At 62.1% G+C, this 24,435-nt stretch carries 26 protein-coding genes (1 of these 26 only partly in view); 11 read left to right on the plus strand and 15 right to left on the minus strand.

The window, feature by feature from the left end; genetic code table 11:
* Positions 1 to 260 precede the first annotated feature (260 nt).
* From BW992_RS15545 to rloA, 3 genes are read right to left on the minus strand one after another with little or no spacing between them, the layout of a single operon-like run.
* Positions 261 to 1,247: an alpha-L-glutamate ligase-like protein gene (locus tag BW992_RS15545; protein ID WP_072393172.1), complete on the minus strand. Its 987-nt coding sequence runs from the start codon at positions 1,245 to 1,247 to the stop codon at positions 261 to 263.
* Positions 1,247 to 2,779: an osmotic stress tolerance membrane protein RloB gene (gene rloB / locus BW992_RS15550; RefSeq protein ID WP_072393169.1), complete on the minus strand. Its 1,533-nt coding sequence runs from the start codon at positions 2,777 to 2,779 to the stop codon at positions 1,247 to 1,249. The genes BW992_RS15545 and rloB overlap by 1 nt, the downstream gene beginning before the upstream one ends.
* Before the next feature lie 5 nt (positions 2,780 to 2,784).
* Positions 2,785 to 3,321, minus strand: coding sequence for a retropepsin-like aspartic peptidase RloA (gene rloA / locus BW992_RS15555; protein ID WP_072393166.1), 537 nt, complete (start codon positions 3,319 to 3,321; stop codon positions 2,785 to 2,787).
* Positions 3,322 to 3,602: 281 nt separating this feature from the next.
* On the opposite strand from rloA, the gene BW992_RS15560 reads away from it, so the two are divergent.
* From BW992_RS15560 to prpF, 5 genes are all read left to right on the plus strand, one after another.
* Positions 3,603 to 4,316: a GntR family transcriptional regulator gene (locus BW992_RS15560; RefSeq protein WP_072459198.1), complete on the plus strand. Its 714-nt coding sequence runs from the start codon at positions 3,603 to 3,605 to the stop codon at positions 4,314 to 4,316.
* On the plus strand, positions 4,313 to 5,203 hold the full coding sequence (gene prpB / locus BW992_RS15565; protein ID WP_072393160.1) for a methylisocitrate lyase: 891 nt from the start codon (positions 4,313 to 4,315) through the stop codon (positions 5,201 to 5,203). Before BW992_RS15560 ends, prpB begins: the two co-directional genes overlap by 4 nt.
* A gap of 58 nt (positions 5,204 to 5,261) precedes the next feature.
* Positions 5,262 to 6,389, plus strand: a complete 1,128-nt coding sequence (gene prpC / locus BW992_RS15570) for a bifunctional 2-methylcitrate synthase/citrate synthase (protein WP_072393157.1) — start codon at positions 5,262 to 5,264, stop codon at positions 6,387 to 6,389.
* A gap of 190 nt (positions 6,390 to 6,579) precedes the next feature.
* Entirely contained in the window at positions 6,580 to 9,171 is a 2,592-nt protein-coding gene (gene acnD / locus BW992_RS15575) for a Fe/S-dependent 2-methylisocitrate dehydratase AcnD (RefSeq protein WP_076406511.1), read from the plus strand.
* Positions 9,172 to 9,240: 69 nt separating this feature from the next.
* On the plus strand, positions 9,241 to 10,434 hold the full coding sequence (gene prpF / locus BW992_RS15580; RefSeq protein ID WP_076406513.1) for a 2-methylaconitate cis-trans isomerase PrpF: 1,194 nt from the start codon (positions 9,241 to 9,243) through the stop codon (positions 10,432 to 10,434).
* A gap of 112 nt (positions 10,435 to 10,546) precedes the next feature.
* Here the strand turns inward: prpF and BW992_RS15585 are convergent, their stop codons facing one another.
* The 10 genes from BW992_RS15585 to soxR all read right to left on the minus strand — a co-directional run bounded on the left by BW992_RS15585 (position 10,547) and on the right by soxR (position 18,027).
* Positions 10,547 to 11,440 (minus strand): metal ABC transporter solute-binding protein, Zn/Mn family, encoded by an 894-nt coding sequence (locus BW992_RS15585; protein ID WP_076406515.1) that lies wholly within the window; start codon positions 11,438 to 11,440, stop codon positions 10,547 to 10,549.
* Positions 11,441 to 12,340: a metal ABC transporter permease gene (locus BW992_RS15590; RefSeq protein WP_072393143.1), complete on the minus strand. Its 900-nt coding sequence runs from the start codon at positions 12,338 to 12,340 to the stop codon at positions 11,441 to 11,443.
* Positions 12,340 to 13,107 (minus strand): metal ABC transporter ATP-binding protein, encoded by a 768-nt coding sequence (locus BW992_RS15595; protein ID WP_076406517.1) that lies wholly within the window; start codon positions 13,105 to 13,107, stop codon positions 12,340 to 12,342. The genes BW992_RS15590 and BW992_RS15595 overlap by 1 nt, the downstream gene beginning before the upstream one ends.
* On the minus strand, positions 13,104 to 14,033 hold the full coding sequence (locus BW992_RS15600) for a metal ABC transporter solute-binding protein, Zn/Mn family (protein WP_072393137.1): 930 nt from the start codon (positions 14,031 to 14,033) through the stop codon (positions 13,104 to 13,106). Before BW992_RS15600 ends, BW992_RS15595 begins: the two co-directional genes overlap by 4 nt.
* 34 nt (positions 14,034 to 14,067) lie before the next feature.
* Complete coding sequence (locus tag BW992_RS15605; protein WP_072393134.1) at positions 14,068 to 14,643, minus strand: DUF6162 family protein; 576 nt, start codon at positions 14,641 to 14,643, stop codon at positions 14,068 to 14,070.
* Entirely contained in the window at positions 14,640 to 14,966 is a 327-nt protein-coding gene (locus tag BW992_RS15610) for a hypothetical protein (RefSeq protein ID WP_072431846.1), read from the minus strand. The genes BW992_RS15605 and BW992_RS15610 overlap by 4 nt, the downstream gene beginning before the upstream one ends.
* A complete protein-coding gene (locus tag BW992_RS15615; RefSeq protein WP_076406519.1) occupies positions 14,963 to 15,508 on the minus strand; it encodes a thiamine pyrophosphate-binding protein in 546 nt (181 codons plus the stop codon). The genes BW992_RS15610 and BW992_RS15615 overlap by 4 nt, the downstream gene beginning before the upstream one ends.
* Complete coding sequence (locus BW992_RS15620; protein ID WP_076406522.1) at positions 15,505 to 16,719, minus strand: PepSY-associated TM helix domain-containing protein; 1,215 nt, start codon at positions 16,717 to 16,719, stop codon at positions 15,505 to 15,507. Before BW992_RS15620 ends, BW992_RS15615 begins: the two co-directional genes overlap by 4 nt.
* Before the next feature lie 294 nt (positions 16,720 to 17,013).
* Entirely contained in the window at positions 17,014 to 17,472 is a 459-nt protein-coding gene (locus tag BW992_RS15625; RefSeq protein ID WP_072393122.1) for a VOC family protein, read from the minus strand.
* A 102-nt stretch (positions 17,473 to 17,574) separates the two neighbouring features.
* Positions 17,575 to 18,027, minus strand: a complete 453-nt coding sequence (gene soxR / locus BW992_RS15630) for a redox-sensitive transcriptional activator SoxR (RefSeq protein WP_076407344.1) — start codon at positions 18,025 to 18,027, stop codon at positions 17,575 to 17,577.
* 92 nt (positions 18,028 to 18,119) lie between these two features.
* Here soxR and BW992_RS15635 point away from each other — a divergent pair, with 92 nt between their 5' ends.
* From BW992_RS15635 to BW992_RS15655, 5 genes are all read left to right on the plus strand, one after another.
* Entirely contained in the window at positions 18,120 to 18,485 is a 366-nt protein-coding gene (locus tag BW992_RS15635) for an antibiotic biosynthesis monooxygenase (RefSeq protein WP_072393118.1), read from the plus strand.
* 113 nt (positions 18,486 to 18,598) lie between these two features.
* Positions 18,599 to 18,868 (plus strand): hypothetical protein, encoded by a 270-nt coding sequence (locus BW992_RS15640; protein WP_072393115.1) that lies wholly within the window; start codon positions 18,599 to 18,601, stop codon positions 18,866 to 18,868.
* Between the two features lie 95 nt (positions 18,869 to 18,963).
* Positions 18,964 to 19,578 carry a LysE family translocator gene (locus BW992_RS15645; RefSeq protein ID WP_072393113.1) on the plus strand — a complete coding sequence of 205 codons (615 nt, stop codon included), beginning with the start codon at positions 18,964 to 18,966 and terminating at the stop codon, positions 19,576 to 19,578.
* Positions 19,579 to 19,736: 158 nt separating this feature from the next.
* Entirely contained in the window at positions 19,737 to 20,903 is a 1,167-nt protein-coding gene (locus tag BW992_RS15650; RefSeq protein ID WP_072393110.1) for a cysteine desulfurase family protein, read from the plus strand.
* 43 nt (positions 20,904 to 20,946) lie between these two features.
* Positions 20,947 to 22,755: an aminopeptidase P family protein gene (locus BW992_RS15655; protein WP_076406524.1), complete on the plus strand. Its 1,809-nt coding sequence runs from the start codon at positions 20,947 to 20,949 to the stop codon at positions 22,753 to 22,755.
* An 8-nt stretch (positions 22,756 to 22,763) separates the two neighbouring features.
* Here the strand turns inward: BW992_RS15655 and BW992_RS15660 are convergent, their stop codons facing one another.
* Complete coding sequence (locus BW992_RS15660; RefSeq protein WP_076406526.1) at positions 22,764 to 23,354, minus strand: 2-hydroxychromene-2-carboxylate isomerase; 591 nt, start codon at positions 23,352 to 23,354, stop codon at positions 22,764 to 22,766.
* A 33-nt stretch (positions 23,355 to 23,387) separates the two neighbouring features.
* A complete protein-coding gene (locus tag BW992_RS15665) occupies positions 23,388 to 24,116 on the minus strand; it encodes an SDR family oxidoreductase (protein WP_072394096.1) in 729 nt (242 codons plus the stop codon).
* A 90-nt stretch (positions 24,117 to 24,206) separates the two neighbouring features.
* On the opposite strand from BW992_RS15665, the gene BW992_RS15670 reads away from it, so the two are divergent.
* On the plus strand, positions 24,207 to 24,435 hold the beginning of the coding sequence (locus tag BW992_RS15670; RefSeq protein WP_076406529.1) for a TetR/AcrR family transcriptional regulator. Its footprint extends 341 nt past the window's final position; only the first 229 of its 570 coding nucleotides appear in the window; its start codon is at positions 24,207 to 24,209; the stop codon falls past the right edge of the window.

Genomic DNA, 24,435 nt, shown 5'->3' on the forward strand with positions numbered 1-24,435 from the left:
TCCTAGGGGGATGTCGGAGATGAGCACGTCTGTGGCTGTCGAAGATGACTGCGGGGAACATTTGTGATGAGAACATCCTGTGGCGAGGGCATTTATCCCCATTGGGTTGCGAAGCGACCCCAGACAGGTAGTGCAACCACCCTGATGTATTGGGGTGGCAGCTTTTGGGGATACCACGCAACCCAGCAGGGATAAATCCCCTCGGCACAAGTTCACAATGTCCCGGTCCAGACAATTGGCATTGTTCAGGATTAGAGGGATCAGCCCTCAACCGGCGGGATATGCCCGAACAGCTCCTGGGCAAACGCCACGCGCTCTTCCACGGTTTCCACGACGCCCCGTGCCTGGAGCTCCTCCAGGTGCGCTTCCACCGCATGGGTACGCAGGGTCAGGCCGCAGTCGTTGGCGATCTGGATGTTCAGCCCTGGTCGGGCGTTCAGTTCCAGGATCAACGGCCCTTTCTCCTGGTCCAGCACCATGTCGACGCCGATGTAGCCCAGTCCGCACAGTTCATAGCAACCGGCGGCCAGTTTCATGAAACCGTCCCAGTAGGGCAGTTGCACGCCGTCCACCGCGTTGGTGGTGTCAGGGTGTTTGGTGATGATGTTGTTCAGCCAGGTGCCGCGCAGGGTCAGGCCAGTGGCGAGGTCCACGCCGACGCCGATGGCGCCCTGGTGCAGGTTGGCCTTGCCACCGGACTGCCGGGTCGGCAGCCGTAACATGGCCATCACCGGATAACCCATCAGTACGATGATGCGAATGTCCGGCACGCCCTCGTAGCTGATGCTCTTGAAGATCTGGTCCGGGGTCACGCGGTACTCGATCAGCGCCCGGTCACGGTGCCCGCCCAGGGAATACAAGCCGGTGAGGATACTGGAAATGTGATGCTCGATTTCCTCGTGGCTGATGATCTTGCCGGACACGGTGCGGTAGCGGCCCTCGAAACGGTCGGCGATGACGATGATCCCGTCGCCGCCGGCGCCCTGGGCCGGCTTGATGACGAAGTCGGTGCGCCCGCCGATGATGCCATCGAGCTTGTCGATTTCCTTCTCGGTGGAAATGATCCCGTACAGCTCCGGCACATGGATGCCGGCGGCGATGGCCCGTTCCTTGGTGATGATCTTGTCATCGACGATGGGGTACAGGCTGCGCTTGTTGTATTTGAGCACGTAGTCGGCATTGCGCCGGTTGATGCCCATGATGCCCCGGGCTTCCAGGGCCTTCCAGGTTTTCCAGAGGCCGAACATTACGAGTCAGCCTTGACGAAGGCCTTGAACCGTACCAGCTCGGTCAGGCGGTAGCCGCGGTAGCGACCCATGGCCAGCATGAAGCCCACCAGGATCAGCAGGATGGCCGGGAAGGTGAACACGAAGTAGACCAGCTCCGGCACGCTCATGATCAGGTGCGCCAGGGACGCGGCGAACAGCGTGCCGATGGCCACCTTCATGGCATGGCCGGCGCCGCGCTCTTCCCAGGTGATGGACAGGCGTTCGATGGTCATGGTCAGGATCACCATCGGGAACAACGCCACCGACAGGCCGCGCTCCAGGCCCAGCTTATGGCTGAGCAGGCTGATGGCGGCGATCAGCACCACCACGAATGTCAAGACCACCGAGAGTCTTGGCAGCATCTGCAGCTTGAGGTGCTCCAGGTACGAGCGCAGCGACAGGCCCAGGGTGGTGATCACCGTGAACAGGATGATCCCGAAGCCCAGTTGGGTTTCACGGAAGGCCAGTGCGATCAGCACCGGGGTGAAGGTGCCGAGGGTCTGCAGGCCGATCAGGTTGCGCAGCACGAGGATCACCAGCACGCCGATCGGGATCATGACCATGATCATGAAGGTCTGCTGGGTCTGCAGGGGCAGGCCGTAGAGCGAGTATTCGAGGAAGTTGGCGTCGGTGTTCTCGTCCGTCAGCTTGGCCAGGCGAATGGCGTTCATTTCGCTGTTGTTCATGCTGAACGTGACGGTGGCTTTCTTGCCGCCATCGACGGTGATCAGGTTTTCATCGCCAGTCCACCACAGCAGGCGGTCGGTGGGCAGCCCCTGCTCGCCGGTGTCCGGGTTGAAGTACAGCCAGTCGGTGCCGTTGAAACTGCGCAGCCACAGTTCGGGCGTCTGCGGCTGGTCGGCCACCAGGCGGATGGTGTGGACCTTTTCCACCGGCACATGGGCGATGGACAGCACCAGCTCGACGATCCTTGCCTTGTTGCCCGAGGAGACGTCGCCGGCCAGCAGCAGCTTGACGTTGTCGTCGTTGAGGTTGTTGACCCGCTTGATGGCTTCGCTGATGAAGGTCTCGACGTCGGCAGAGTGCTGGCGGATCGGCGCGAGCAGTGCTTCGGCGGCGATCTTCTCCGGGCCTTCGACGGCGATGCTGTCGCGGAAGGTCGGGCCCTTGACCTTGGTTTTCTCGGCGCTGTAGCGCTTGGTCAGCACCAGGCGGTAATACAGGGTCTGGTTGCCCTTGGCCCGGCGGGCCGACCAGGTCACCTTGCGGTTACCGTCGATCCGGTTCACCGCCACGCCATAGTTGTTGGAAATGAAGCTCTCGTTGAGGCTCACATAGTCGCGGCTCAGGGGCGGCACGAACATCTGGACCTTCACCGGATCCTTGGCGTTGGGCACGAACTCGACCTTGGCGTCGATGTTCCACAGGTCGTCGGTGGCATCTTCGGTCACCGGGATGCCGAGCACGAAAATCTGATAGGCCGTCACCGACAGGCCCAGCACCACCAGGATGGCGATCAGCATTTTCAGATGGAGGGTAAGGGAGCGCATTGGGATTACTCTGCGGTTTGAGCGGCATTGGCGCAGGCGGGTTTGCCGGCAGCGTATTTGAGACTGGGGTCGACCAGCGCGTCGAAGCGTTTGAGCGCCTCGGAGCCGATCAGCAACGGGTATTGGAATGCACTGCGGTCGGTCAGGTTCACTTCGATGCTGCGCAGGGCCGAGCCCATGCAGATATCCAGTTCGATGACCGGCCGGGCCGTGTATTTCTTGCCTTCCTCCGGGTCGTAGTCACCGGCGCGGCGCTTGATCTTGCTGACCCGGGCCAGCGGGCGTTCGATAGGGTGCGAATGGGCCGCGTCGATGGCGAGGTAAAAGCGGACCCAGGATTCGCCGTTGCGCTTGAAGCGCTTGATGTCTCGGGCGCTGAGGGACGCGGTCTTGGCCCCCGTGTCCAGCTTGGCGGCGACTTCCAGGTCGATGCCCTGGAGCGCCGCATATTCGTTCAGGCCGTACACGGTCTTTTCACCCGCCGCGGCAAAGCCAGGCAGGCAAATGAAACACAGAACAGCGGAGAAGGGCTTGAATGTCATAGATCCTGGTGCGCAGCGGTCCGTTTATCGGTTCAGGCCCTGGCATTACTGCACAAGCTCCCTGGCGGCCTTCTTTAATAAGAAGAGAGTGGCGAATAGCGGCGGCATTCTAGCACGGTGGTTTTCTGACGCCACCGCTGGCAGGACGCTACGAGCCCGCCCAGCGGCCGGTTATGGCAAGGCACCTTGTTAGACGATTGTCGACAATATATATATTTTCTTTGACCTTTATCCTGCTCTTGGCTATTTTTCGGCGTATTGATTTTCAAGGTGTCGACAATATGCTCGATCAGCTCGAAACCCCGGTCGTCGCCCAGGACGACTCGGAAACCCTTTCCGAGAACGTCTTCCGGCGCATCCAGGCGGCCATCGTCAAAGGTGAGATCGCCCCCGGCAGCAAGATCTCCGAGCCCGAGCTGGCCCGCACGTACGGCATCAGCCGCGGTCCCTTGCGCGAAGCGATCCATCGCCTGGAAGGCCAGCGCCTGCTGGTGCGTGTGCCTCACGTCGGTGCCCGAGTGGTGTCCTTGAACCATGCCGAACTGCTGGAGCTCTACGAAATACGAGAGTCCCTGGAGGGCATGGCCTGCCGCCTGGCGGCCGAACGCATGACCCTGGAAGAGATCGACGAATTGCGCCGCGTACTGGAAACCCATGAGCGCGACGCGGCGTTCCAGGCCGGTGTCGGCTACTACCAGCAGGAAGGGGATTTCGATTTCCACTACCGGATCATCCAGGGCAGCGGCAACCGCACCCTCACGCAGATGCTCTGCGGCGAGCTGTACCAGTTGGTGCGCATGTACCGCATCCAGTTTTCCACCACCCCCAATCGTCCGCGCCAGGCCTTTGCCGAGCACCACCGGATACTCGATGCCATCGCCGACCGTGACGGCGAGCTGGCTGAATTATTGATGCGACGGCACATCGGCGCATCCAAACGCAACATCGCGCGTCATTACCAGGACAGCGCCGCCACTGAACGAGGTGAGTCATGAGTTCCAGCAAGAGCACGCCAGGCCAGCGTTTTCGCGAGGCGGTCGCCACCGAGCACCCGCTGCAAGTGGTGGGTACCATCAACGCCAACCATGCGCTGCTGGCCAAACGCGCCGGTTTCAAGGCCATCTACCTGTCCGGTGGCGGCGTGGCCGCAGGTTCCCTCGGCGTGCCGGACCTGGGCATCACCGGCCTGGATGACGTGCTGACCGATGTGCGTCGGATCACCGATGTCTGCGACCTGCCGCTGCTGGTGGATGTGGACACCGGTTTTGGTTCCTCGGCGTTCAACGTGGCCCGTACCGTCAAGTCGATGATCAAGTTCGGCGCGGCGGCGATCCACATCGAAGACCAGGTGGGAGCCAAGCGCTGCGGCCATCGTCCGAACAAGGAGATCGTCTCGCAGCAGGAAATGGTCGACCGCATCAAGGCCGCGGTGGATGCCCGCACCGACGACAGTTTCGTGATCATGGCCCGCACCGACGCCCTTGCGGTGGAAGGGCTGGAGTCGGCCCTCGATCGAGCTGCCGCCTGCATCGAGGCCGGGGCCGACATGGTCTTTCCCGAAGCCATCACCGAACTTGAAATGTACAAGCTGTTCGCCAGCCGCGTGAAAGCGCCGATCCTGGCGAACATCACCGAATTCGGCGCGACACCGCTGTACACCACCGAGCAACTGAAGGCGGCCGACGTCTCCCTGGTGCTGTACCCGCTGTCGGCCTTCCGGGCCATGAACAAGGCGGCCGAGAACGTCTACACCGCGATTCGCCGAGACGGCACGCAGCAGAACGTCATCGATACCATGCAGACACGCATGGAGCTTTACGATCGCATCGACTACCACACCTTCGAGCAGAAGCTCGATGCGTTGTTCGCTGCGAAGAAGTAAGGCGCCCATTCCCTGCAACTTGCCGATTCCCTACAAATTCAAAAATTGGAGAAAGCAAATGGCCGAAGCAAAAGTACTCAGTGGCGCCGGGCTCCGTGGCCAGGTGGCCGGGCAAACCGCATTGTCCACCGTGGGCCAGTCGGGCGCCGGCCTGACCTATCGTGGCTATGACGTGCGCGACCTGGCGGCCGATGCGCAATTCGAAGAGGTGGCCTACCTGCTGCTTTATGGCGAACTGCCGACCCAGGCCCAGCTGGATGCCTATATCAGCAAGCTGCGCCAGTTGCGGGACTTGCCCCAGGCCTTGAAGGAAGTGCTGGAGCGTATTCCCGCCGACACTCATCCGATGGATGTGATGCGCACTGGCTGTTCGTTCCTGGGCAACCTGGAGCCGGAGAAGGATTTCTCCGAGCAGCATGACAAGACTGACCGCCTGCTGGCCGCGTTCCCGGCGATCATGTGCTACTGGTATCGCTTCAGCCATGAAGGCCAGCGCATCGAATGCGTGACCGACGAAACCTCCATCGGTGGCCATTTCCTGCACCTGCTGCATGGTCGCAAGCCCAGCGAGTTGCACGTCAAGGTGATGAACGTGTCGCTGATCCTGTACGCCGAGCATGAGTTCAACGCCTCGACCTTCACCGCCCGGGTGTGCGCCTCCACGCTCTCGGACCTGTTTTCCTGCATCACGGCAGCCATCGGCTCGCTGCGCGGCCCGCTGCATGGCGGCGCGAATGAAGCGGCGATGGAAATGATCGAGCGCTTCCAGTCGCCGGAGGAAGCGATCAAGGGCACCCTGGCGATGCTCGAGCGCAAGGACAAGATCATGGGCTTTGGCCACGCCATCTATAAGGACAACGACCCGCGCAACGAGGTCATCAAGGGCTGGTCCAGAAAACTTGCCGATGAGGTGGGCGACACGGTGCTGTTCCCGGTTTCCGAAGCCATCGACAAGACCATGTGGGAACAGAAGAAGCTGTTTCCCAACGCCGATTTCTACCACGCTTCGGCTTATCACTTCATGGGCATCCCCACCAAGCTGTTCACGCCGATCTTCGTCTGCTCGCGCCTGACCGGCTGGGCCGCCCACGTATTCGAACAACGCGCCAACAACCGCATCATCCGCCCGAGCGCCGAATACACCGGCGTCGAACAGCGCAAGTTCGTGCCAATCGAACAACGCTGAGCTGGAGGGTTTTAGCCACCGGAACTGAATGACCCCGAAACCCTGTGGAAGCGAGCTTGTTCGCGATTGCGCACTGACATTCAACGTCGATATGCACCGCTATCGCAAGCAAGCTCGCTCCCAGTGGCCGGAGGGTGACTTCAAATCCTTCGCCAACCCCTTCTGAAACCACCGTGACCGAGTCCTGACGATGAACACAGAATTTCGTAAACCGCTGCCCGGCACCGCCCTGGATTATTTCGACGTTCGCGCCGCGGTGGATGCCATCTGCCCTGGCGCCTACGATGGGCTGCCGTACACCGCCCGCGTGCTGGCGGAAAACCTGGTGCGTCGCTGCGAGCCGGCCACGCTGCGTGAATCGCTGCTGCAATTGATCGAGCGCAAGCGCGACCTGGACTTCCCGTGGTTTCCGGCCCGGGTGGTGTGCCATGACATCCTTGGCCAGACGGCCCTGGTGGACCTGGCCGGCCTGCGCGACGCCATCGCCCAGCAAGGCGGCGATCCGGCGCAGGTCAACCCGGTGGTGCCGACCCAACTGATCGTCGACCACTCCCTGGCGGTGGAAAGCGGCGGTGCCGATCCCCAGGCATTCGCCAAGAACCGCGCCATCGAAGACCGGCGCAACGAAGACCGTTTCCACTTTATCAACTGGACCAAGAAGGCCTTCAAGAACGTCGATGTGATTCCGCCCGGCAACGGGATCATGCACCAGATCAACCTGGAGAAAATGTCGCCGGTGATCCAGCAGCGTGACGGCGTCGCGTTCCCCGATACCTGCGTGGGCACCGACAGCCACACTCCCCATGTCGATGCGCTGGGCGTGATCGCCATCGGAGTCGGTGGGCTGGAAGCCGAAAGCGTCATGCTCGGTCGCGCCTCGTGGATGCGCCTGCCGGAAATCGTCGGCGTCGAGCTGACCGGCAAGCTGCAACCGGGCATCACCGCCACCGACATGGTGCTGGCGCTGACCGAATTCCTGCGCAAGCAGAAAGTCGTTGGTGCCTGGCTGGAGTTTTTCGGTGAAGGCGCCAGCGCCTTGACCCTGGGCGACCGTGCGACCATTTCCAACATGGCGCCGGAATATGGCGCCACGGCGGCCATGTTCTATATCGACCAGCAGACCATCGATTACCTGAAGCTCACCGGACGCGAAGACACGCAGGTGCAGTTGGTGGAAACCTATGCCAGGCACGTGGGGCTATGGGCCGATAGCCTCAAGGGCGCGCAATACGAGCGTCGCCTGACCTTCGACCTGTCCTCGGTGGTGCGCAACATGGCCGGTCCGAGCAATCCGCACGCCCGCGTCGCGGTGTCGGACCTGGCCGCCAAAGGCATCGCCGGGCAATGGACCGAAGTGCCGGGGCAGATGCCCGACGGTGCTGTGATCATCGCCGCCATCACCAGTTGCACCAATACCAGCAACCCACGCAACGTCATCGCAGCCGGTCTGCTGGCGCGCAATGCCAATCGCCTGGGCCTGACCCGCAAGCCATGGGTCAAGTCGTCCCTGGCGCCCGGCTCGAAGACCGTGGCGCTGTACCTGGACGAAGCCGGCCTCACCCCTGAACTCGAAAAGCTGGGCTTTGGCGTGGTGGCGTTCGCCTGCACCACCTGCAACGGTATGTCCGGCGCGCTGGATCCGGCGATCCAGCAGGAAATCATCGACCGCGACCTGTATGCCACCGCAGTCCTGTCGGGTAACCGCAACTTCGATGGGCGAATCCATCCGTATGCCAAGCAGGCTTTTCTCGCCTCGCCGCCGCTGGTGGTGGCCTACGCCATCGCCGGGACCATCCGCTTCGACATCGAGAAGGATGTGCTGGGTGTGGTGGAGGGTCGGGAAATCCGTCTCAAGGACATCTGGCCGAGCGACGAGGAAGTCGATGCCGTGGTCAAGGCCTCGGTGAAACCGGAGCAGTTCCGCCAGGTGTACATCCCGATGTTTGCCATCCAGGAAGACACCGGGCCGAAAGTGACGCCGCTGTACGACTGGCGTCCACAAAGCACCTACATCCGCCGTCCGCCCTACTGGGAAGGGGCACTGGCCGGCGCGCGGCCGCTCAAGGGCATGCGCCCTTTGGCGGTGCTGCCGGACAACATCACCACCGATCACCTGTCGCCGTCCAACGCCATCATGGCGGACAGTGCGGCCGGGGAATACCTGGCCAAGATGGGCCTGCCCGAAGAGGACTTCAACTCCTACGCAACCCACAGGGGCGACCACCTGACCGCGCAACGCGCCACCTTCGCCAACCCGAAACTGTTCAACGAAATGGTCCAGGAAAATGGCAAGGTCAAGCAGGGCTCCCTGGCCCGGGTGGAGCCGGAAGGCAAGGTCATGCGCATGTGGGAAGCCATCGAGACCTACATGGGGCGCAAGCAGTCGTTGATCATCATCGCCGGTGCCGACTACGGCCAGGGTTCGTCCCGGGACTGGGCGGCCAAGGGGGTGCGCCTGGCCGGTGTCGAAGCGATCGTCGCCGAAGGGTTCGAGCGCATTCACCGCACCAACCTGGTGGGCATGGGCGTATTGCCGCTGGAGTTCAAGCCGGGCACCAACCGCAAGACCCTGGGCATCGATGGCAGTGAAATCTATGACGTGATCGGCGAGCGCACACCTCGGGCGACCTTGACCCTGGTGATCACCCGCAAGAACGGTGAGCGCCTCGAAGTGCCGGTGACCTGCCGCCTCGATACCGCCGAAGAGGTGTCGATCTACGAAGCCGGTGGCGTGCTGCAGCGTTTCGCCCAGGACTTCCTCGAGTCGGCGGTTGCCGTTTGAGTCTGCTGCGCGGGTGTGGGATTCGAGACCCCTTGCCCGCGGGCTTCAACATTCAGGAGTAGGCGCATCATGGCTCACGCCCCCCAAATCAGAATTCCCGCTACCTATATGCGTGGCGGCACCAGCAAAGGCGTGTTCTTCAGCCTGCAGGACCTGCCCGAAGCCGCCCGTGTCCCGGGTGCCGTCCGGGACGCCTTGCTGCTGCGGGTGATCGGCAGTCCCGATCCGTACGAAAAGCAGATTGATGGCATGGGCGGTGCGACGTCCAGCACCAGCAAGACCGTGATCCTGTCCAAGAGCACCCGGGCCGACCATGACGTCGATTACCTGTTCGGCCAGGTGTCCATTGACAAGCCGTTCGTGGACTGGAGCGGCAACTGCGGCAACCTGTCGGCGGCGGTGGGGTCATTCGCCATCGGCAGCGGCCTGGTGGATGCCGCTCGCCTGCCGGAGAACGGCGTGGCGGTGGTGCGGATCTGGCAGGCCAATATCGGCAAGACCATCATTGCCCATGTGCCGATCACCGATGGCGCGGTGCAGGAAACCGGCGATTTCGAACTCGACGGCGTGACCTTTCCGGCAGCCGAGGTGCAATTGGAATTCATGGAGCCGGCGGCCGAGGAAGAGGGGGGAGGAGGATCGATGTTTCCCACCGGCAACCTGGTGGACGACCTGCAAGTGCCTGGTGTCGGTACGCTCAAGGCAACTCTGATCAACGCCGGCATCCCGACGATCTTCATCAACGCCCGAGACGTCGGGTACACCGGTACCGAACTGCAAGGCGCCATCAATGGCGATCCCAAGGCCCTGGCCATGTTCGAAACCATTCGTGCCCACGGTGCCTTGCGCATGGGCCTGATCAAGCACCTGGACGAAGCCGCCCAGCGTCAGCACACGCCGAAAGTAGCGTTTGTCGCGCCGCCAGCGGATTACCTGTCCTCCAGCGGAAAAGCCGTGGCGGCAGGGGATATCGACTTGCTGGTGCGGGCGTTGTCCATGGGCAAGTTGCATCACGCCATGATGGGCACTGCCGCCGTGGCCATCGGCACTGCGGCGGCTATTTCCGGCACCCTGGTGAACCTGGCCGCCGGCGGCATCGAACGCAACGCCGTGCGCTTCGGCCATCCCTCCGGCACTTTGCGCGTTGGCGCCGAGGCCAGCTTGGTGAACGGCGAATGGACCGTAAAAAAAGCCATCATGAGCCGCAGCGCGCGGGTGTTGATGGAAGGGTTCGTGCGGGTGCCGGGGGATGTTCTGAACTGAGTCGAAAAAGCTGTGGGAGCGAGCTTGCTCACGATGGCGGTGTGTCAGCCGACACCAATCTTGAATGTGCCGGCCTCTTCGCGAGCAAGCTCGCTCCCACAAGGGATGGCCGTCAGCCTTCCGTCAGCGCGGCGACGACCAGTCCCACATTACTCTCCAGCTCCGCCACCGGATCGGCGGCATCGGTGCTGAGCACCAGCAATCGGCTGCCGCCCTCGGCAATGGCTGCCTTCAGCGCATCCGAAGGCTGGCGATGATGGAGCACCAGCGCCACGTCGTTGTCCTTCAACGTCGCACTCAATTGCTTGAGGGTTTCGGCGGTCCATTCGGCATCGGGCCGGGTATCGGTGCTGATGGCGTCCAGGTTGAGCCCGCTGATCAGGTAGCCGAAATGCTCGCTCAGGTTGACCACGCTCAGGTTGTCGGCATTGGCGAGCTGTTTTTCGCTGTCGGCGCCGAGCTTGAGCAGACGCTGCTTGAGGGCCGCCAGGTTGGTATCGATCCTCGGTTTGGCCGTCGGGGCCAGTCGCACCAGATCGGCGGCGATCACATCGGCCATGCGGCCCAGGTTATGACTGGCCATCCACGGCTGGCTCGCCAGGCCGTCGGCCATTCCCGGTTGCACGGCGATACCGGGCAGGGCGCCATCCACCGGGCGCGCGGCGTCGATTTCGACGACGCGGATATTGCTGCGTCGGGCCATGGGATACAGCGGATCGTCCGGCCATAGCGAGCGTAGGCCGATCACCGCGTCGGCGTCACTGGCCAGCTTGCTCAGCGCCGCTGCGCCCCGGCCGCTGAAGTAGGCACTCTGGCGGGTGCCGGGCAGGTTGGCGGGGGCGGCTCGCTCCAGGCTGACATCGGTGCCCTTGAGCAAGGCCTCGCTCAATCCATAGGTAACTGGCAGAGATGCCAGCAGACGAACCTTTTCGCTGGCGAATGACGAGGTGGCGGCCACGCCGCACAACGCGAAGGCCAGGGTCAGTTGTCGCAATGAAAAAACCATTTATCCAAGATTCCCTTTGAGGCTGGGGACGACGCCACGGGCGATGGCGCTCAGGGCGAAGGCGATGCCGGCCACCAGGATGATCGCGGCACCGGATGGGATCGGCAGGTCGAAGACAATTGGCGCAAGAATCCCGCACAAGGTACTGAGGGTCGCGATCAGTACCGAACACCAGAAGAAGCCTTTCAACGATTGGCTGAGCAAGCGTGCCGCCGCGGCGGGAATCACCAGCAACGCGCCCACCAGAATGGCCCCGATGACCTTCACTGCCGCTACGGTGATCAAGGTCACCAGGACCACGAACAGGTAATCCAGGGTCTTGACCGCCACACCGCGCACCGCCGCCAACTGCGGGTTGAAGCTGGCGAGCATGATGCGGTTGTACAGCGGCAAGGCCAGCGCCATCACCAGCGAGCCGACCACCGCCAGCACCAGCAGGTCATTGCCGTTGACCGTCAGCACCGAACCGAACAGCACGTTCTCCAGGATATGCACGTTGATCTTGCCGGCCAGGATCAACAGCAGGCTGGCGCCCAGGGCCAGGGAAACCGACAGGAAGACGCCGATCAGCGTGTCGGGGGCCAGGCCGGTGCGGTTGCGCAGGTAATTGAGAAGGATGCCGAACAGCAGGCAGTAGCCGAACAGGCTGCCGTAGGGGCCGGTATAGGGTTCGCCCAGCAGAATGCCGATTGCCACGCCGGTCAGTGCGGCATGGCCCACGGCCTCGGAGAAGAACGCGAAACGCTTGACCACCACCAGCGTGCCGAGGCCGCCCAGTACCGGGCCGATCAACAGCCCGGCCAACAACGCATTGACCACGAAACCGTAGGCCAGCGCCTCGGGCAGGTAACCGGACGAGGCCCAGGCCTGCACCGTCAGACGAAAGGCTTCATAACTCATCAGGCGGCACTCCCGTTGCTGTGTGGATGAGGGGTGCGCGGATGCGTGGAAAACAGTGACAGCAACCGTTCCGGCGTCAAGGCCTGGCGCGGCGGGCCGTCGAACAGTACCCGGCGATTCAATCCGGTGACACGGTCGGCCAGGCGCCCGACGGCTTCCAGGTCATGTTCGATCCACAGCACGGTGACACCCGCCAGGCGCCAGTCCTGCAGCAACCGCTCGAAAACCTGGATGCCAGCCTCGTCCAGGGCCGACATCGGCTCGTCCAGCACCAGCAATTGCGGCGAGGGAATCAACCCTTGGGCCAGCAACACCCGCTGGCGCTCGCCGCCGGACAGCGCGCCCATGCGGCGCTTGCGTTTGTCTTGCATGCCGACCCGCTCCAGGGCCTGGCCGATGGCGTCGGTGTAATGCTTGCTCAAGCCGAGAAAGGCGGGCTTGCGCTGACACATCGCCGCCATGAAGTCATCCACGGTCATGGGCAGGCCCCGATCGAATTCCAGCGCCTGGGGCACATAGCCGATGACGCCGGGTTCGCCTGGCCATTGCAGGCTCAGCTGTCCCTGGTGGGGCATCTGCCCGAGCAGGGTCTTGATCAATGAGCTCTTGCCGCCGCCGTTGGGGCCGACCAGGGCGTGGACGCTGCCGGCCTGCACCTGGAAAGCCACGCCGTCGAGAATGAGCGTGCGGCCCAGGTTCAGGCTGACGTCGGCGAATTCGACCAGGGGCCCGACGCGTTGCAGGGTGAGGGTTTCCTGGACGGTCATGCGCCGGACTCCTGGATTGCCCGGACCACGGTGTCGAGGTTGCCGGCCATCTCCTTTTCATATTTCTCGGCGCTGTATTCACCGTAGGAAATGTGCGAAAGCGGATACAGCTTCACTCCGGATTCACGCTGGATGGTGTCGACATAGGTGGACGGGAAATCCATCTCCGAGAAGATCACCTTCACGTCCAGCTCCCGGAGTTGATCGATGGTTTTCTTCAACTGGCTGGGGCTCGGTTCGATGCCATGTGCCGGCTCCACCACGGCGGTCACTTCCAGGCCGAATTCACGCAGCAGGTAGTCGTAGGCGGCATGTACCGTGGCGACCCGCAGTTCGGCGTTGGGTGCCTGGGTCAGCTTCGCCAGGGCGGCGGCGCGCATCTGCCGCAGGCGCTTGCCATAGGCACGGGCGTTCTGGGTGTAGGCCTGGGCGTTGTCCGGGTCGAGCTTGCCCAGTTCCCGGGCAATGTTGTTGACCTGGGCAATGGAGGCACTGATGGACAGGAAGGTGTGCGGGTTCACCACCTTGCCGGCTCCCCGGGCGGCAGTACCGGTGGCGGCCAGCAGGGGAACGTTCTCGTTGGCCTCGATCACTTTCACGTCCGGGGTTTCGCTGGCGGCGATCATCCGGTCGGCGAAATCGTCATGGCCGACGCCATTGAGCACGACCACATCCAGACCGCTGATGCGCTTGATGTCCTCGGCGCGTGGTTCATAGGCATGGGGATTGAAACCGGCGGGGATCAGCGGCACTACTTCAGCCTTGTCGCCGACGATGTTGGCGACGTAACTGTAGTAAGGGTGCAGGGTAATGCCGATGCGCAGGCGCTTGGCGGTTTCGGCATTGGCCGGGGCGGTGAACAGGCAGGCCAGCAGGCCGATCAGCAGCAGGCGTAGCAAGGGCTGGCGTTGAGATGCAATAGACATGGGCGAGCGGTCTTCTCTGCAGTGAGACGTGGGGTCAGTGCCGGTGCTGGCGCGTTACGCCGGCATCGAACTGCGCGACGATCTGTTGCCAGCCCGCGGCGGACAGGGTGCTGTCGTCCAGCGCGCCGGGGGGCGCGAGCGGGGTACCCCGGTTGAGCCAGATATCAGGGGCTGCGTCGGACGTTTCGCTGATGCGCATCAGAAACGAACCGGCAATGGAGGCATTGGCACTTGCACCGAAGTAGGCGTGGTCCTCCAACCGTTGCCAAGCGTGGCCGCCCCGGCTGACGGAACTCGCGTCCTTGGCGAAAGGGGCAAAGCCTTCATCGGCCAGGACCTGCGGACTGGGCAGCGCCTGTTGCTCCTCGCGCAACAGGCGGATCTCATCCAGGGTCACCCGCAGGTCGGCATAGATGCCTTGTTCGGCGGCGCTGAGGTCGCGGCGGGCGTCGATCTGGTGAGCGGCGAGGTGGCTGACATCCTGGGTTTCTCCATGCAAGGCCACGACCGAACCGGCCACAAGGACGATGAACAGGCACAGCAGCAATACGTAGAGTGTTTCATGGCCCGCGCCTGCGGGGCGGATGACCTGAGTGGTGGCGTTGCTCATGGGGCCTCGATGTCGGCTTGGTCGATTTCCACCACGTGGCCAGGGCCTGCGTCGAAGAGTACGTAGAATTCGGTGTCCGGTTTCTTGAAGGTCAGTTTCGAATCGGCGCCGAGCTTGCCCGGCACCAGGATGGTTTCGTCGTAGCCGATCACGTCCAGCGTCACGCCGGGAGCGCCACTGCCGTCGGAAAAGCCGCCGGTGCACTGGATCTGCTCGGCATCGATGGCCTTGCATTCGCACATGGGGTTGTGGGCCTGGACGCCGGCGCTGAAACCGACGCACAGGAGCAGCGCCAGGCTGCGCAGAGAGGTGTTGTGGGTCATGGTTGGGTTCCGTGGGTCTTCAGCCAGGCAATGGTGGCCGGAGAAGCCTGGCTCAGGGGAATGGAGGCCTGGTGCATCGAACCGTCCCAGCCTTCGAGGGTGAGCCACAGTTCGGCGTCGGGCTGGGTCTTCTTCGGCACCGGCAACCAGGCGCCCATGCGATAGGGGGAACCGAAGAAAATCACTCCGGCGGCTCGCAGGCTGCGAGGCTTGCCGATGCGCAGGTAGGTGGCCTTGACCTGGCTGATGCAGCTTTGGCAAAGCGCGGCGTTGAATTGCTTCATGTGCCCGGCCGGGCCGTCGGCACGCGGGGCTTCATCGCGAAATTCGGCCAGTCGCACGCTCCAGGGACCGACCTGGATTTCGCCGACCTCCCGTTCGCCGAGGCCGGCATCGCCCCGGAACAGGGCCGCTTCGGAAAAGTACTTGGGCATGAAGCCCAGGGGAATCAGCAGCAACAGCACGTTGAGATGGAAGCGCCATTTCTGCCAGAACAGGGTCAGGCGAGAGGGAGAGGGTGGTGCCACGGTGGTTTGGCTCACAGGTTGCCCTCCGGTGATTCACGATTGATGGACGGTTGCAGCGGGCGGACGGCCTGAGGCGCGCGCGGGGCTTTATGACTGCGCTTGAAGGCATTGGCGGTGGCCAGGGCGGTGCGTTTGGTCCAGATCAGCAGTCCGCTGAGGACCATCATGCTCAGGATCAGGCCGAAGAAAAACCAGATGAGTTTGATCCAGAGCCCGCCGAAGTCCCCGGTGTGCAACGGGCGCATCGACTCGGTGACGAACTCCAGCGCCGTGCGATCCGACAGCAACCGCGAGGCCGCCACCTCGCCTGTATAGGGATGGATCGTGGCGGTCTGGAACATCAGCGGGTACCAGCCGCGCCCACCGATCTCCAGGTGGCTGTAGGCATTGCCGGGCATGCTGATGAAGCTCGCTTCCAGGCCAGGAATCCGTTGCCGGGCGATCTCGACGGCCCGGTCCAGGCTCAGTTGCGGCGGTGGCAGGCCGTCGGTCGACAAGGGCACGCTTTCACGGGAGACGGCCGGTATTACCGGGGCGCTGGAAATGGAAATGTGGTTATCGCCCAGCACGGCCTGGATCAGGAACCAGGTGCCGGTAATGGAGATGACTGCGATGAACCAGATCGACCAGATGCCGCTGAGGCGGTGGAAATCTCCCCAGAAAATCCGTGCACCGTGGCGCAGGCGCAGGGTCGGATGGAAGAATCCTTTCCAGAACCGCTTGTAGACCACCAGCCCGGTCACCAGGGAGGCCAGCAGCGGCAGCCCCAGGAACGAGACCAGATACCAGCCCCAGCTGTAGCCGTTGGTGAACGGCACCAACCACCATCCATGCAGGGCGCGGGTGAAGGCCCTGAAGTTGAACACCGGCGCCGAGCCCTGGACGATCCCGGTGTACGGGTTGACGTAGACGGTGTCGGGACGGCCGTCGGGGTAGGTCACCTTGGCCTCCAGGGCGAAATGCGACTCGTCCGGACGGGCGATGCTTAGCACCTGGGTCTGCGGCTGGGCGCGCTTGATGGCGGCGACGACCTGGTCGTAGCTGAGCCGTTGGGCATCGTCCGAGGGTTTGCTGGCGCGCATGTCCGGGTTGACCAGCCAGACGATTTCCTGGCTGACCACCGCCAGTGTGCCGGTGACGCAGACGATGAGTACAAAAAACCAGATGGGCAGCGCCAACCAGCTATGCACCAGGAACCAGAGTTTGGAGCGGGACTTCTTTGACATGGCTGAACGTCTTGATCCGATGAAAGGTTCCGTATCGCGGGCTTCGCAACACCGTGAACCATGAAAAACAGGCCGTGGCTTTTGCCGACGCGGCCTGTTGCATCTAATTAAGACGAACGAGCAGAGGAAATCCCGAAGATAAAGATGAAAGAAAATGTTTCGCGTTTACCGAACGCGCCCGGCCTTTGCAGATGAGCCTGTGCGCGAGAGTGACGTGTCGGTTGGCAGCCTCTGTACCGTCGGACCGCAGTGCTCGCGAACAGGCCTGGGTGATTGCAGGGATGAGCAGGGAAATCAGTTTTGCTGAAACATCTCCCTGGCCCGCTGTTCGATCTGCTCCTGGGTCAAATCCTCTTTATGGGTTGCCAGAAACCACACGTGCCCATAGGGATCCTTCAGGGAACCGCTGCGGTCGCCATAGAACTGATCCCTGACTTCGCAAATCACGGTTCCACCGGCGGCGATCGCCTGGGCAAACAGGCTGTCGACGTCCTCGACGTATAGGTGCAGGCCCACCGATGGCGATTGATCGGGATTGCTCAGCGGGCCCTGATCGCATGGCGTGCCGAGCATGATGGGGCTTCCGCCGATCCGCAGTTCGGCATGACCGATGCTCCCGTCGGGCATGGCCAGGCGCATGACTTCAGTGGCATTGAAGGCTTTTTTATAGAAATCGATGGCTTGCGCAGCTTCTTTGATGCCCAGGTAAGGCGTGACGCTGTGGAAGCCTTCTGGAATGGCTTTGACGCCCATGACATTTCTCCTTGTTCCCGTACGACGAAGAGGCCTTCGTCGATTTGCGCTTCACCACTATAGGGCAGCGACCTGGAGCCGACTCTTGCGCCGACGAACGTTTCAGGTCTGATCCAGCAGATGAGGGCCCGGTCCACGCTTGCCCAATACGTCCCCCTGGTTGCGCAGCGGACACGCTTGCATCGACAGGCACCCGCAGCCGATACAGCCTTCGAGCCGGTCACGCAGTGCCACCAATTGATTGATGCGTTCGTCCAGGTCGCGACTCCATTGTTGCGACAGGCGCTTCCAGTCGGCAGCCGTCGGGGCTTGGTCGGCGGGCAGGGTTTCCAGGGCCCGGCCGATTTCCGCCAGGGGGATACCCAGGCCCTGGGCCGCCTTGATCACCGCCACGCGCCGTAACACGCCCCTGGGATAGCGTCGTTGGTTGCCCTGGTTGCGGGTACTCCTGATCAGCCCCTTTGCTTCATAGAAATGCAAGGCAGTGACCGCGACGCCGCTGCGGGCGGCCACCTGGCCTACGGTGAGCGCTTTGTGGACATCGATCTGCGTCATGATCATTCACCGCTTGACCTTGAGTTAACTGGAGGTTTACCCTGCACGCCTTCGGATCGCAAGATTCGCCCCACCTGTATCGAGGAACCGTCATGCACGTGCCTGGGAACAATCGCAGCTTTACTCAACTGATCGAATTCGACATCGAACCGCAATGGCAGCCGACATTGATCCTGGCGCTGTCGGAACGGATCGAACGCCTGGCTCGGGATCAGCAGGGGTTTCTAAGCGCCAGTATCCAGGCCAGCGAGGATGGCAGGCGTGTACTCGGCTACTTGCAGTGGCGAACCCGCGAGGCGGGCCAAGACGCGTTTCGATGCTTTGAAAGCGGTGACGAGGATTTCTGGCAATTGATTCCGGCGCACCGGGTCAGGGCGGTGACGTTCGGCTCGTTCCAGGTGGTGCGCAGCATCGAGCGCAGCCCGGACAATGCGCTGCATTGCCAATTGGTCGTCTGAGCGCAGCGACGGGATCCGAAGCGGCGATACCCACTATCGAGAGGGTTGATTTCTGCCCCGCGAGGCTGGCGGGTAGCCTTTGTTCCATCACCTCGGAACACTGGACACTCGCCATGAATCGTATCCTTGCTGTCTTGCTGTTGTCGGCCATCGCCGTATTGAGCGGTTGCGCCAGTTCCTCGCCTGAATTGCGTCCCTACACCGCCGAAGAAACCCGTGAACTGGCGCTTGAAGCCTTGAATCGCCGGGGACTGTCGTTCGATGAATATCATGCGAAAAAAGCCGAGTTGCTCGGTCCATCGCAGAAGAATTCGAGCTTCGATGACCGTGGCGAGATGAGCGCTGAGCAGACCGTACAGAAGCTGCCAGGCAGGCCAAGCTGAGCGACTGTACTGCTTTAAGTTTCACTCAACTGTCCATGGGTTTGGGTCGAAACGTCGGGTAGGGTCATTACCCGACCACCCGATGGATTCCTGCCATGACCCTTTCGCTTGATCTGCTGCTGGGCTTTGCCCTGTTTGCCCTCGTGACCTCGATCACGCCTGGCCCCAACAACACCATGTTGCTGGCTTCGGGTGTCAATTTCGGATTCAACCGCACCATTCCTCACATGCTGGGCATCACCTGCGGGTTCTTTTCCTTGGTGCTGGCGGTGGGCCTTGGCCTGGGGGCGGTGTTCCAGACTTATCCGTTGCTCTATACCGTGCTGCGCTACGCCGGCGCAGCCTACCTGCTGTACCTGGCCTGGAAAATCGCCCACTCCGGTCCGGTCTCGGACAGCCGGACGGGGGAGCAGACACCTATCAGCTATTGGGGCGCGGCGGCCTTCCAATGGGTCAACCCCAAGGCCTGGATCATGGCTATCGGCGCTATCAGTACATACACGCCGCTTCAGGGTTATTTCTTCAATGTGGTGGTGATTGCCGCGGTGTTTGCTCTGATCAACTTGCCCAGCGTGAGCCTGTGGGTGGTGTGCGGCAGTCTCTTGCGCAATCTGCTGCGTGATCGCCGCTGGTTGCGGTTGTTCAACTGGGGCATGGCCCTGTTGCTGGTTGCCTCGCTGTACCCGTTGTTGCTCGAAAGCATCGGTTGAGGGCTGAGCTTCGACCGGATGCCTGCTAAGCTCGCTGTTCAGGAGCGTTCCTACGCACTTTTAAACGAAGTCTCACTTCTTTAAGGTCTTGATCGGGTAACGCCAGTCTCGAACCCAACGAGGGCGCCCGGTCCCGGAACAGGCTCTGCGAGTTTTCCATGAATAAACGTCCTTTGTATTTCGATTATGCCGCCACTACGCCGGTGGATGAGCGGGTCATCCAGGTGATGGTTGAATGCCTGGGCTTCGACGGCAATTTCGGCAATCCGGCCTCCAGCTCCCACGCTTTCGGCCAGCAGGCCCGCCGCTCGGTGGAGCATGCGCGCCGGCAGGTGGCGCAGTTGGTGGGAGCGCAGTCGGAGCAGATCGTCTGGACTTCCGGCGCCACCGAATCCAACAATCTGGCCCTCAAGGGCGTGACCCAGGCGCGCGGGGCGTCCACGGGGCATGTCATCACCAGCCTGATCGAGCACAAGGCGGTTCTCGACACAGTCCGGCAACTGGAAGAGGGCGGCGTTGCGGTGACCCGGCTGGCGCCGGACGCCGATGGCCTGATCGACCCGCAAGCGGTGCGCGAGGCGTTGCGCGAAGACACTTTCCTGGTGTCGCTGATGCTGGTGAACAATGAGTTGGGTACCCTGAACGACGTCGCGGCCATCGGCGAGATCGTGCGTGGCCATGGCGCACTGTTTCATGTGGATGCTGCCCAGGGGGCCGGCAAGGTCAGGATCGACCTGGCCCGGTGGCCGGTGGACCTGATGTCGTTTTCCGCCCACAAGATCTATGGCCCCAAAGGTATCGGCGCGCTTTATGTCGGTGAGCGCGCACGGCCGCGTCTGTCAGCCCAGATCCATGGCGGCGGGCATGAGGGAGGTTTCCGTTCCGGCACGCTCGCAACCCATCAGATCGCAGCCATGGGCGCGGCCTTCGAACTGGCGAATCAGGCGTTCGACGATGAACTCGACAAAATCGCTCGATTGCGCAATCGTTTGCTCGAACCGCTGCTGGCCCTGCCGGGCGTGCGAGTCAATGGCAGTGCGACTCAGCGAATTGCGCATACGCTGAGCCTGACTTTCAATGACGGGGAATTCGACCCGACTGCATTGGGGGCTTCGCTTGCTTTTTCCGCCACGTCTGCCTGCAATTCGGCGAACAATACGCCATCCCACGTGCTGCTGGCCTTGGGGCTCGATGCGCGTGCGGCGGGGCGCACCATCCGCTTGAGTCTGGGACGCTTCACCCGTGAACAGGATATCGACGAGGCGGTACGGTTGATCAAGGCGGCCTGCGCCGCTGCGCCAGCATTCTGGGCCACCACTTCATAAGCCGGATGTCCGGCGCGAACAATAATGATGAACAGGAGAAACGATGAGTACCGAGCCTTTGACCCACGGACTGGTTCCCCAACGCCTGGCCCGAATCCGTGAGCTGATGAGCCGTGAAGGCATCCATTCGCTGCTGGTGCCGTCGGCCGATCCGCATCTTTCGGAGTACCTGCCAGGTTACTGGCAAGGTCGGCAATGGCTGTCGGGGTTCCATGGCTCGGTCGGTACCTTGATCGTGACGGGGGATTTCGCCGGGGTCTGGGCCGACAGTCGTTATTGGGAGCAGGCTACCCATGAGCTGGAGGGGAGTGGGATCGAACTGGTCAAGCTCATTCCGGGCCAACCCGGTCCGTTGGACTGGCTTGCCGAACAAACCCCTGAAGGCGCGGTGGTCGCGGTCGATGGGGCGGTGATGGCCGTGGCGTCGGCGCGGACCCTGAGCGGTAAGCTTCAGGAGCGAGGCGCGCGGCTGCGCACCGATATCGATCTGCTCGACGAGGCCTGGAGCGACCGTCCGGACCTGCCCAACCAGCCGGTCTACCCGCATTTGCCCCCTCACGCGACCGTCAGTCGCGTCGAGAAGCTCGCCAAGCTGCGTGCAACCCTCAAGGAGCGTGGCGCCGACTGGCATTTCATCGCCACCCTGGACGATATCGCCTGGCTGTTCAACCTGCGTGGCGCGGATGTGTCGTTCAATCCGGTGTTCGTTTCGTTTGCCTTGATCAGCCAACAGCAGGCGACCTTGTTCGTCGCCCTGGACAAAATCGACGGTGCGTTGCGCGCGACTCTGGAGCAGGATGGCGTATCCCTGCGCGATTACAGCGAAGCGGCCAGCGCGCTCCGGGAAGTGCCGGACGGTGCGAGCCTGCTGGTCGATCCGGCCCGAGTCACGGTCGGCTTGCTGGACAATCTGCCCAGCGACGTGAAACTGGTGGAAGGGCTCAACCCCACCACGCTGGCCAAATCTCGCAAAAGCCTGGCCGATGCCGAGCACATCCGTCGGGCCATGGAGCAGGATGGCGCGGCGCTCTGTGAGTTCTTCGCCTGGCTGGAAGGTGCCTGGGGCCGAGAACGCATCACCGAGCTGACCATCGACGAACACCTGACGGCGGCGCGCAGGCGGCGTCCGGATTTCGTTTCCCTGAGCTTCAATACCATTGCCGCGTTCAACGCCAACGGTGCGATGCCTCACTACCGCGCCACGGAAGAATCCCACGCGGTCATCGAAGGCAATGGCTTGCTGTTGATCGACTCTGGCGGCCAGTACCTTGGCGGCACCACCGATATCACCCGCATGGTGCCGGTCGGGACGCCCAGCGCTGAACAGAAGCGTGACTGCACGCGCGTGCTCAAGGGCGTCATTGCCTTGTCCAGGGCTCGGTTTCCGCGGGGTATCCTGTCGCCTCTGCTGGACGCCATCGCGCGGGCGCCGATCTGGGCCGAGCAGGTGGACTACGGGCACGGTACCGGTCACGGCGTCGGATATTTTCTCAACGTCCACGAAGGTCCGCAGGTCATTGCCTACCAGGCGGCTCCCACACCACAGACGGCCATGCAGCCAGGCATGATCACATCCATCGAACCGGGAACGTATCGTCCGGGACGCTGGGGCGTACGCATCGAGAACCTGGCCATGAACCTTGAGGCGGGCAGCAGCGAGTTCGGCGAATTCCTCGAGTTCGAAACCCTGACCTTGTGCCCGATCGACACGCGTTGCCTGGAGCCATCGTTGCTGACCCAGGATGAAAAGGCCTGGTTCAACGCCTACCACGCCGAGGTGCAGCGGCGCCTGAGCCCGTTGCTGGAGGGCGACGCCCTGCAATGGTTGAACACGCGAACGATGGCAATCTGATCCACAGATCAACCGAGGGCTTCCCGGACGAAGTCCAGCCGATCCTGGCCAAAGAACAACTCTGCGCCAACGAACATGCTGGGGGCACCGAATACGCCCCTGGCAATGGCTTCTTCGGTGGTGGCCTTGAGTGCTTGCTTGATTTGTTCGTCTGCTGTCAGCGCCAGCACCTGGCCAGGGTCGAAGCCGCCTTCATCCAGCACCGTCGCCACGGTTTCCGGTTGGTTGAGATCTCGAGCATCGACCCATAGGGCCTGGAACAGACAATCGAGGAATGTCATGAAACGTTCCGGCTGGCGAATTTGCATGCCAGTCACGGCGCGCATCAATGACAGGGTGTTGATCGGGAAGTAAGGATTGAGCTTGAAGGGCACGCCATAACGCTTGGCGAAGCGCTCCAGGTCCTTGGCCATATGCGCGCCCTTGGCTGGAACGGTCACGGGCGATGCATTGCCTGTCGCCTTGAAGACACCGCCCAGCAGCATGGGGCGATAGATCAGCTCACTGCCGGTATGTGCGCAGAGCAAGGGGAGTTGGGTAAACGCCAGATAAGTCGCGGGGCTGCCAAGATCGAAGAAAAACTCTACCGATTTGCTCATGGTCACAGCTCTCTTGTTGTTATGGGGAGGGACTTACCAGCGTTCGCTCCAGGGGCGCAGGTCCAGCTCGAAGGTCCAGGCGTCACGAGGTTGGGTATGCAGGTACCAATAGTTCTCGGCGATATGTTCAGGATCGAGGATGCCGTCCTCATCCTTGGTCGCGTACTTTTCCGGGAAATTGTCGCGAATGAAGTCGGTGTCGATGGCGCCGTCCACCACTACATGGGCCACATGGATATTCAGGGGGCCCAACTCACGAGCCATGCTCTGGGCCAGCGCTCGAATGCCGTGTTTGGCACCCGCGAACGCGGCGAACCCCGAGGCGCCCCGTAGGCCTGCTGTGGCTCCGGTAAAAAGAATGGTTCCACGCTGGCGCTTGACCATGCGTTTGGCCACTTCCCGGGCGTTCAGGAAACCGGAGAAACAGGCCATTTCCCAAATCTTGAAATATTTACGGGCGGTTTCTTCGAGAATGCTGCAGGGCACGTTGGCACCGATGTTGAACACGAACGCGTCGATGGGGCCGATCTGGCTTTCGATTTGTTCGATAAGCGCGATCACATCGTCTTCCTTTCGTGCGTCACAGGCAAAGCCGTGGGCTTCGCCGCCCTGGCTGTGTATCGCCTCGATCAATGGTGCGAGTTTATCGGCGCTGCGGCGCGTGACGCAGGCGATGAACCCTTCCCGCGCGAAACGTTTGGCAATTGCGCCACCCGTGGCATCTCCCGCGCCAACAACCAGTACGACCTTCTTGTTATCCATGATCAGCCTCATTGGTAAACGATCGTTAGCTTAACGGACGTTATGCTAAGGTCGGGTATAGGTCAAGGTGAACGATCAGAGGCAGGATTCATGCGTTATTCAGCCAATCACAAAATGGAAACCCGGGAAAAGCTGCTTGCCAGCAGTGCCGTATCCGCCAAGAAATCAGGTTTTTCGACGGTGGGCGTCGATGGGCTGATGAAGGCGATCGGGCTGAGTGGAGGAGCGTTCTATAGCCACTTTTCTTCCAAGGATGAGCTTTTCAAGGCCATCGTAGAGCGGGAACTGACCCACAGCCTGGATCGTTTGAGTGGTGGTC

This window comes from Pseudomonas sp. 7SR1 (assembly GCF_900156465.1).
Taxonomy (GTDB): Bacteria; Pseudomonadota; Gammaproteobacteria; order Pseudomonadales; family Pseudomonadaceae; genus Aquipseudomonas.

Coding starts and splice junctions, on each gene's coding strand:
- acnD (WP_076406511.1), top strand. CDS start 6,580: ATGAACACAGAATTTCGTAAACCGCTGCCCGGCACCGCCCTGGATTAT.
- prpC (WP_072393157.1), top strand. CDS start 5,262: ATGGCCGAAGCAAAAGTACTCAGTGGCGCCGGGCTCCGTGGCCAGGTG.
- BW992_RS15635 (WP_072393118.1), top strand. CDS start 18,120: ATGCACGTGCCTGGGAACAATCGCAGCTTTACTCAACTGATCGAATTC.
- prpF (WP_076406513.1), top strand. CDS start 9,241: ATGGCTCACGCCCCCCAAATCAGAATTCCCGCTACCTATATGCGTGGC.
- BW992_RS15600 (WP_072393137.1), bottom strand. CDS start 14,033: ATGTCTATTGCATCTCAACGCCAGCCCTTGCTACGCCTGCTGCTGATC.
- BW992_RS15560 (WP_072459198.1), top strand. CDS start 3,603: ATGCTCGATCAGCTCGAAACCCCGGTCGTCGCCCAGGACGACTCGGAA.
- BW992_RS15610 (WP_072431846.1), bottom strand. CDS start 14,966: ATGACCCACAACACCTCTCTGCGCAGCCTGGCGCTGCTCCTGTGCGTC.
- BW992_RS15620 (WP_076406522.1), bottom strand. CDS start 16,719: ATGTCAAAGAAGTCCCGCTCCAAACTCTGGTTCCTGGTGCATAGCTGG.
- BW992_RS15585 (WP_076406515.1), bottom strand. CDS start 11,440: ATGGTTTTTTCATTGCGACAACTGACCCTGGCCTTCGCGTTGTGCGGC.
- BW992_RS15605 (WP_072393134.1), bottom strand. CDS start 14,643: ATGAGCAACGCCACCACTCAGGTCATCCGCCCCGCAGGCGCGGGCCAT.
- BW992_RS15660 (WP_076406526.1), bottom strand. CDS start 23,354: ATGAGCAAATCGGTAGAGTTTTTCTTCGATCTTGGCAGCCCCGCGACT.
- rloB (WP_072393169.1), bottom strand. CDS start 2,779: ATGCGCTCCCTTACCCTCCATCTGAAAATGCTGATCGCCATCCTGGTG.
- BW992_RS15645 (WP_072393113.1), top strand. CDS start 18,964: ATGACCCTTTCGCTTGATCTGCTGCTGGGCTTTGCCCTGTTTGCCCTC.
- BW992_RS15650 (WP_072393110.1), top strand. CDS start 19,737: ATGAATAAACGTCCTTTGTATTTCGATTATGCCGCCACTACGCCGGTG.
- BW992_RS15545 (WP_072393172.1), bottom strand. CDS start 1,247: ATGTTCGGCCTCTGGAAAACCTGGAAGGCCCTGGAAGCCCGGGGCATC.
- BW992_RS15640 (WP_072393115.1), top strand. CDS start 18,599: ATGAATCGTATCCTTGCTGTCTTGCTGTTGTCGGCCATCGCCGTATTG.
- BW992_RS15625 (WP_072393122.1), bottom strand. CDS start 17,472: ATGGGCGTCAAAGCCATTCCAGAAGGCTTCCACAGCGTCACGCCTTAC.
- soxR (WP_076407344.1), bottom strand. CDS start 18,027: ATGACGCAGATCGATGTCCACAAAGCGCTCACCGTAGGCCAGGTGGCC.
- BW992_RS15655 (WP_076406524.1), top strand. CDS start 20,947: ATGAGTACCGAGCCTTTGACCCACGGACTGGTTCCCCAACGCCTGGCC.
- prpB (WP_072393160.1), top strand. CDS start 4,313: ATGAGTTCCAGCAAGAGCACGCCAGGCCAGCGTTTTCGCGAGGCGGTC.
- BW992_RS15595 (WP_076406517.1), bottom strand. CDS start 13,107: ATGACCGTCCAGGAAACCCTCACCCTGCAACGCGTCGGGCCCCTGGTC.
- BW992_RS15665 (WP_072394096.1), bottom strand. CDS start 24,116: ATGGATAACAAGAAGGTCGTACTGGTTGTTGGCGCGGGAGATGCCACG.
- BW992_RS15590 (WP_072393143.1), bottom strand. CDS start 12,340: ATGAGTTATGAAGCCTTTCGTCTGACGGTGCAGGCCTGGGCCTCGTCC.
- rloA (WP_072393166.1), bottom strand. CDS start 3,321: ATGACATTCAAGCCCTTCTCCGCTGTTCTGTGTTTCATTTGCCTGCCT.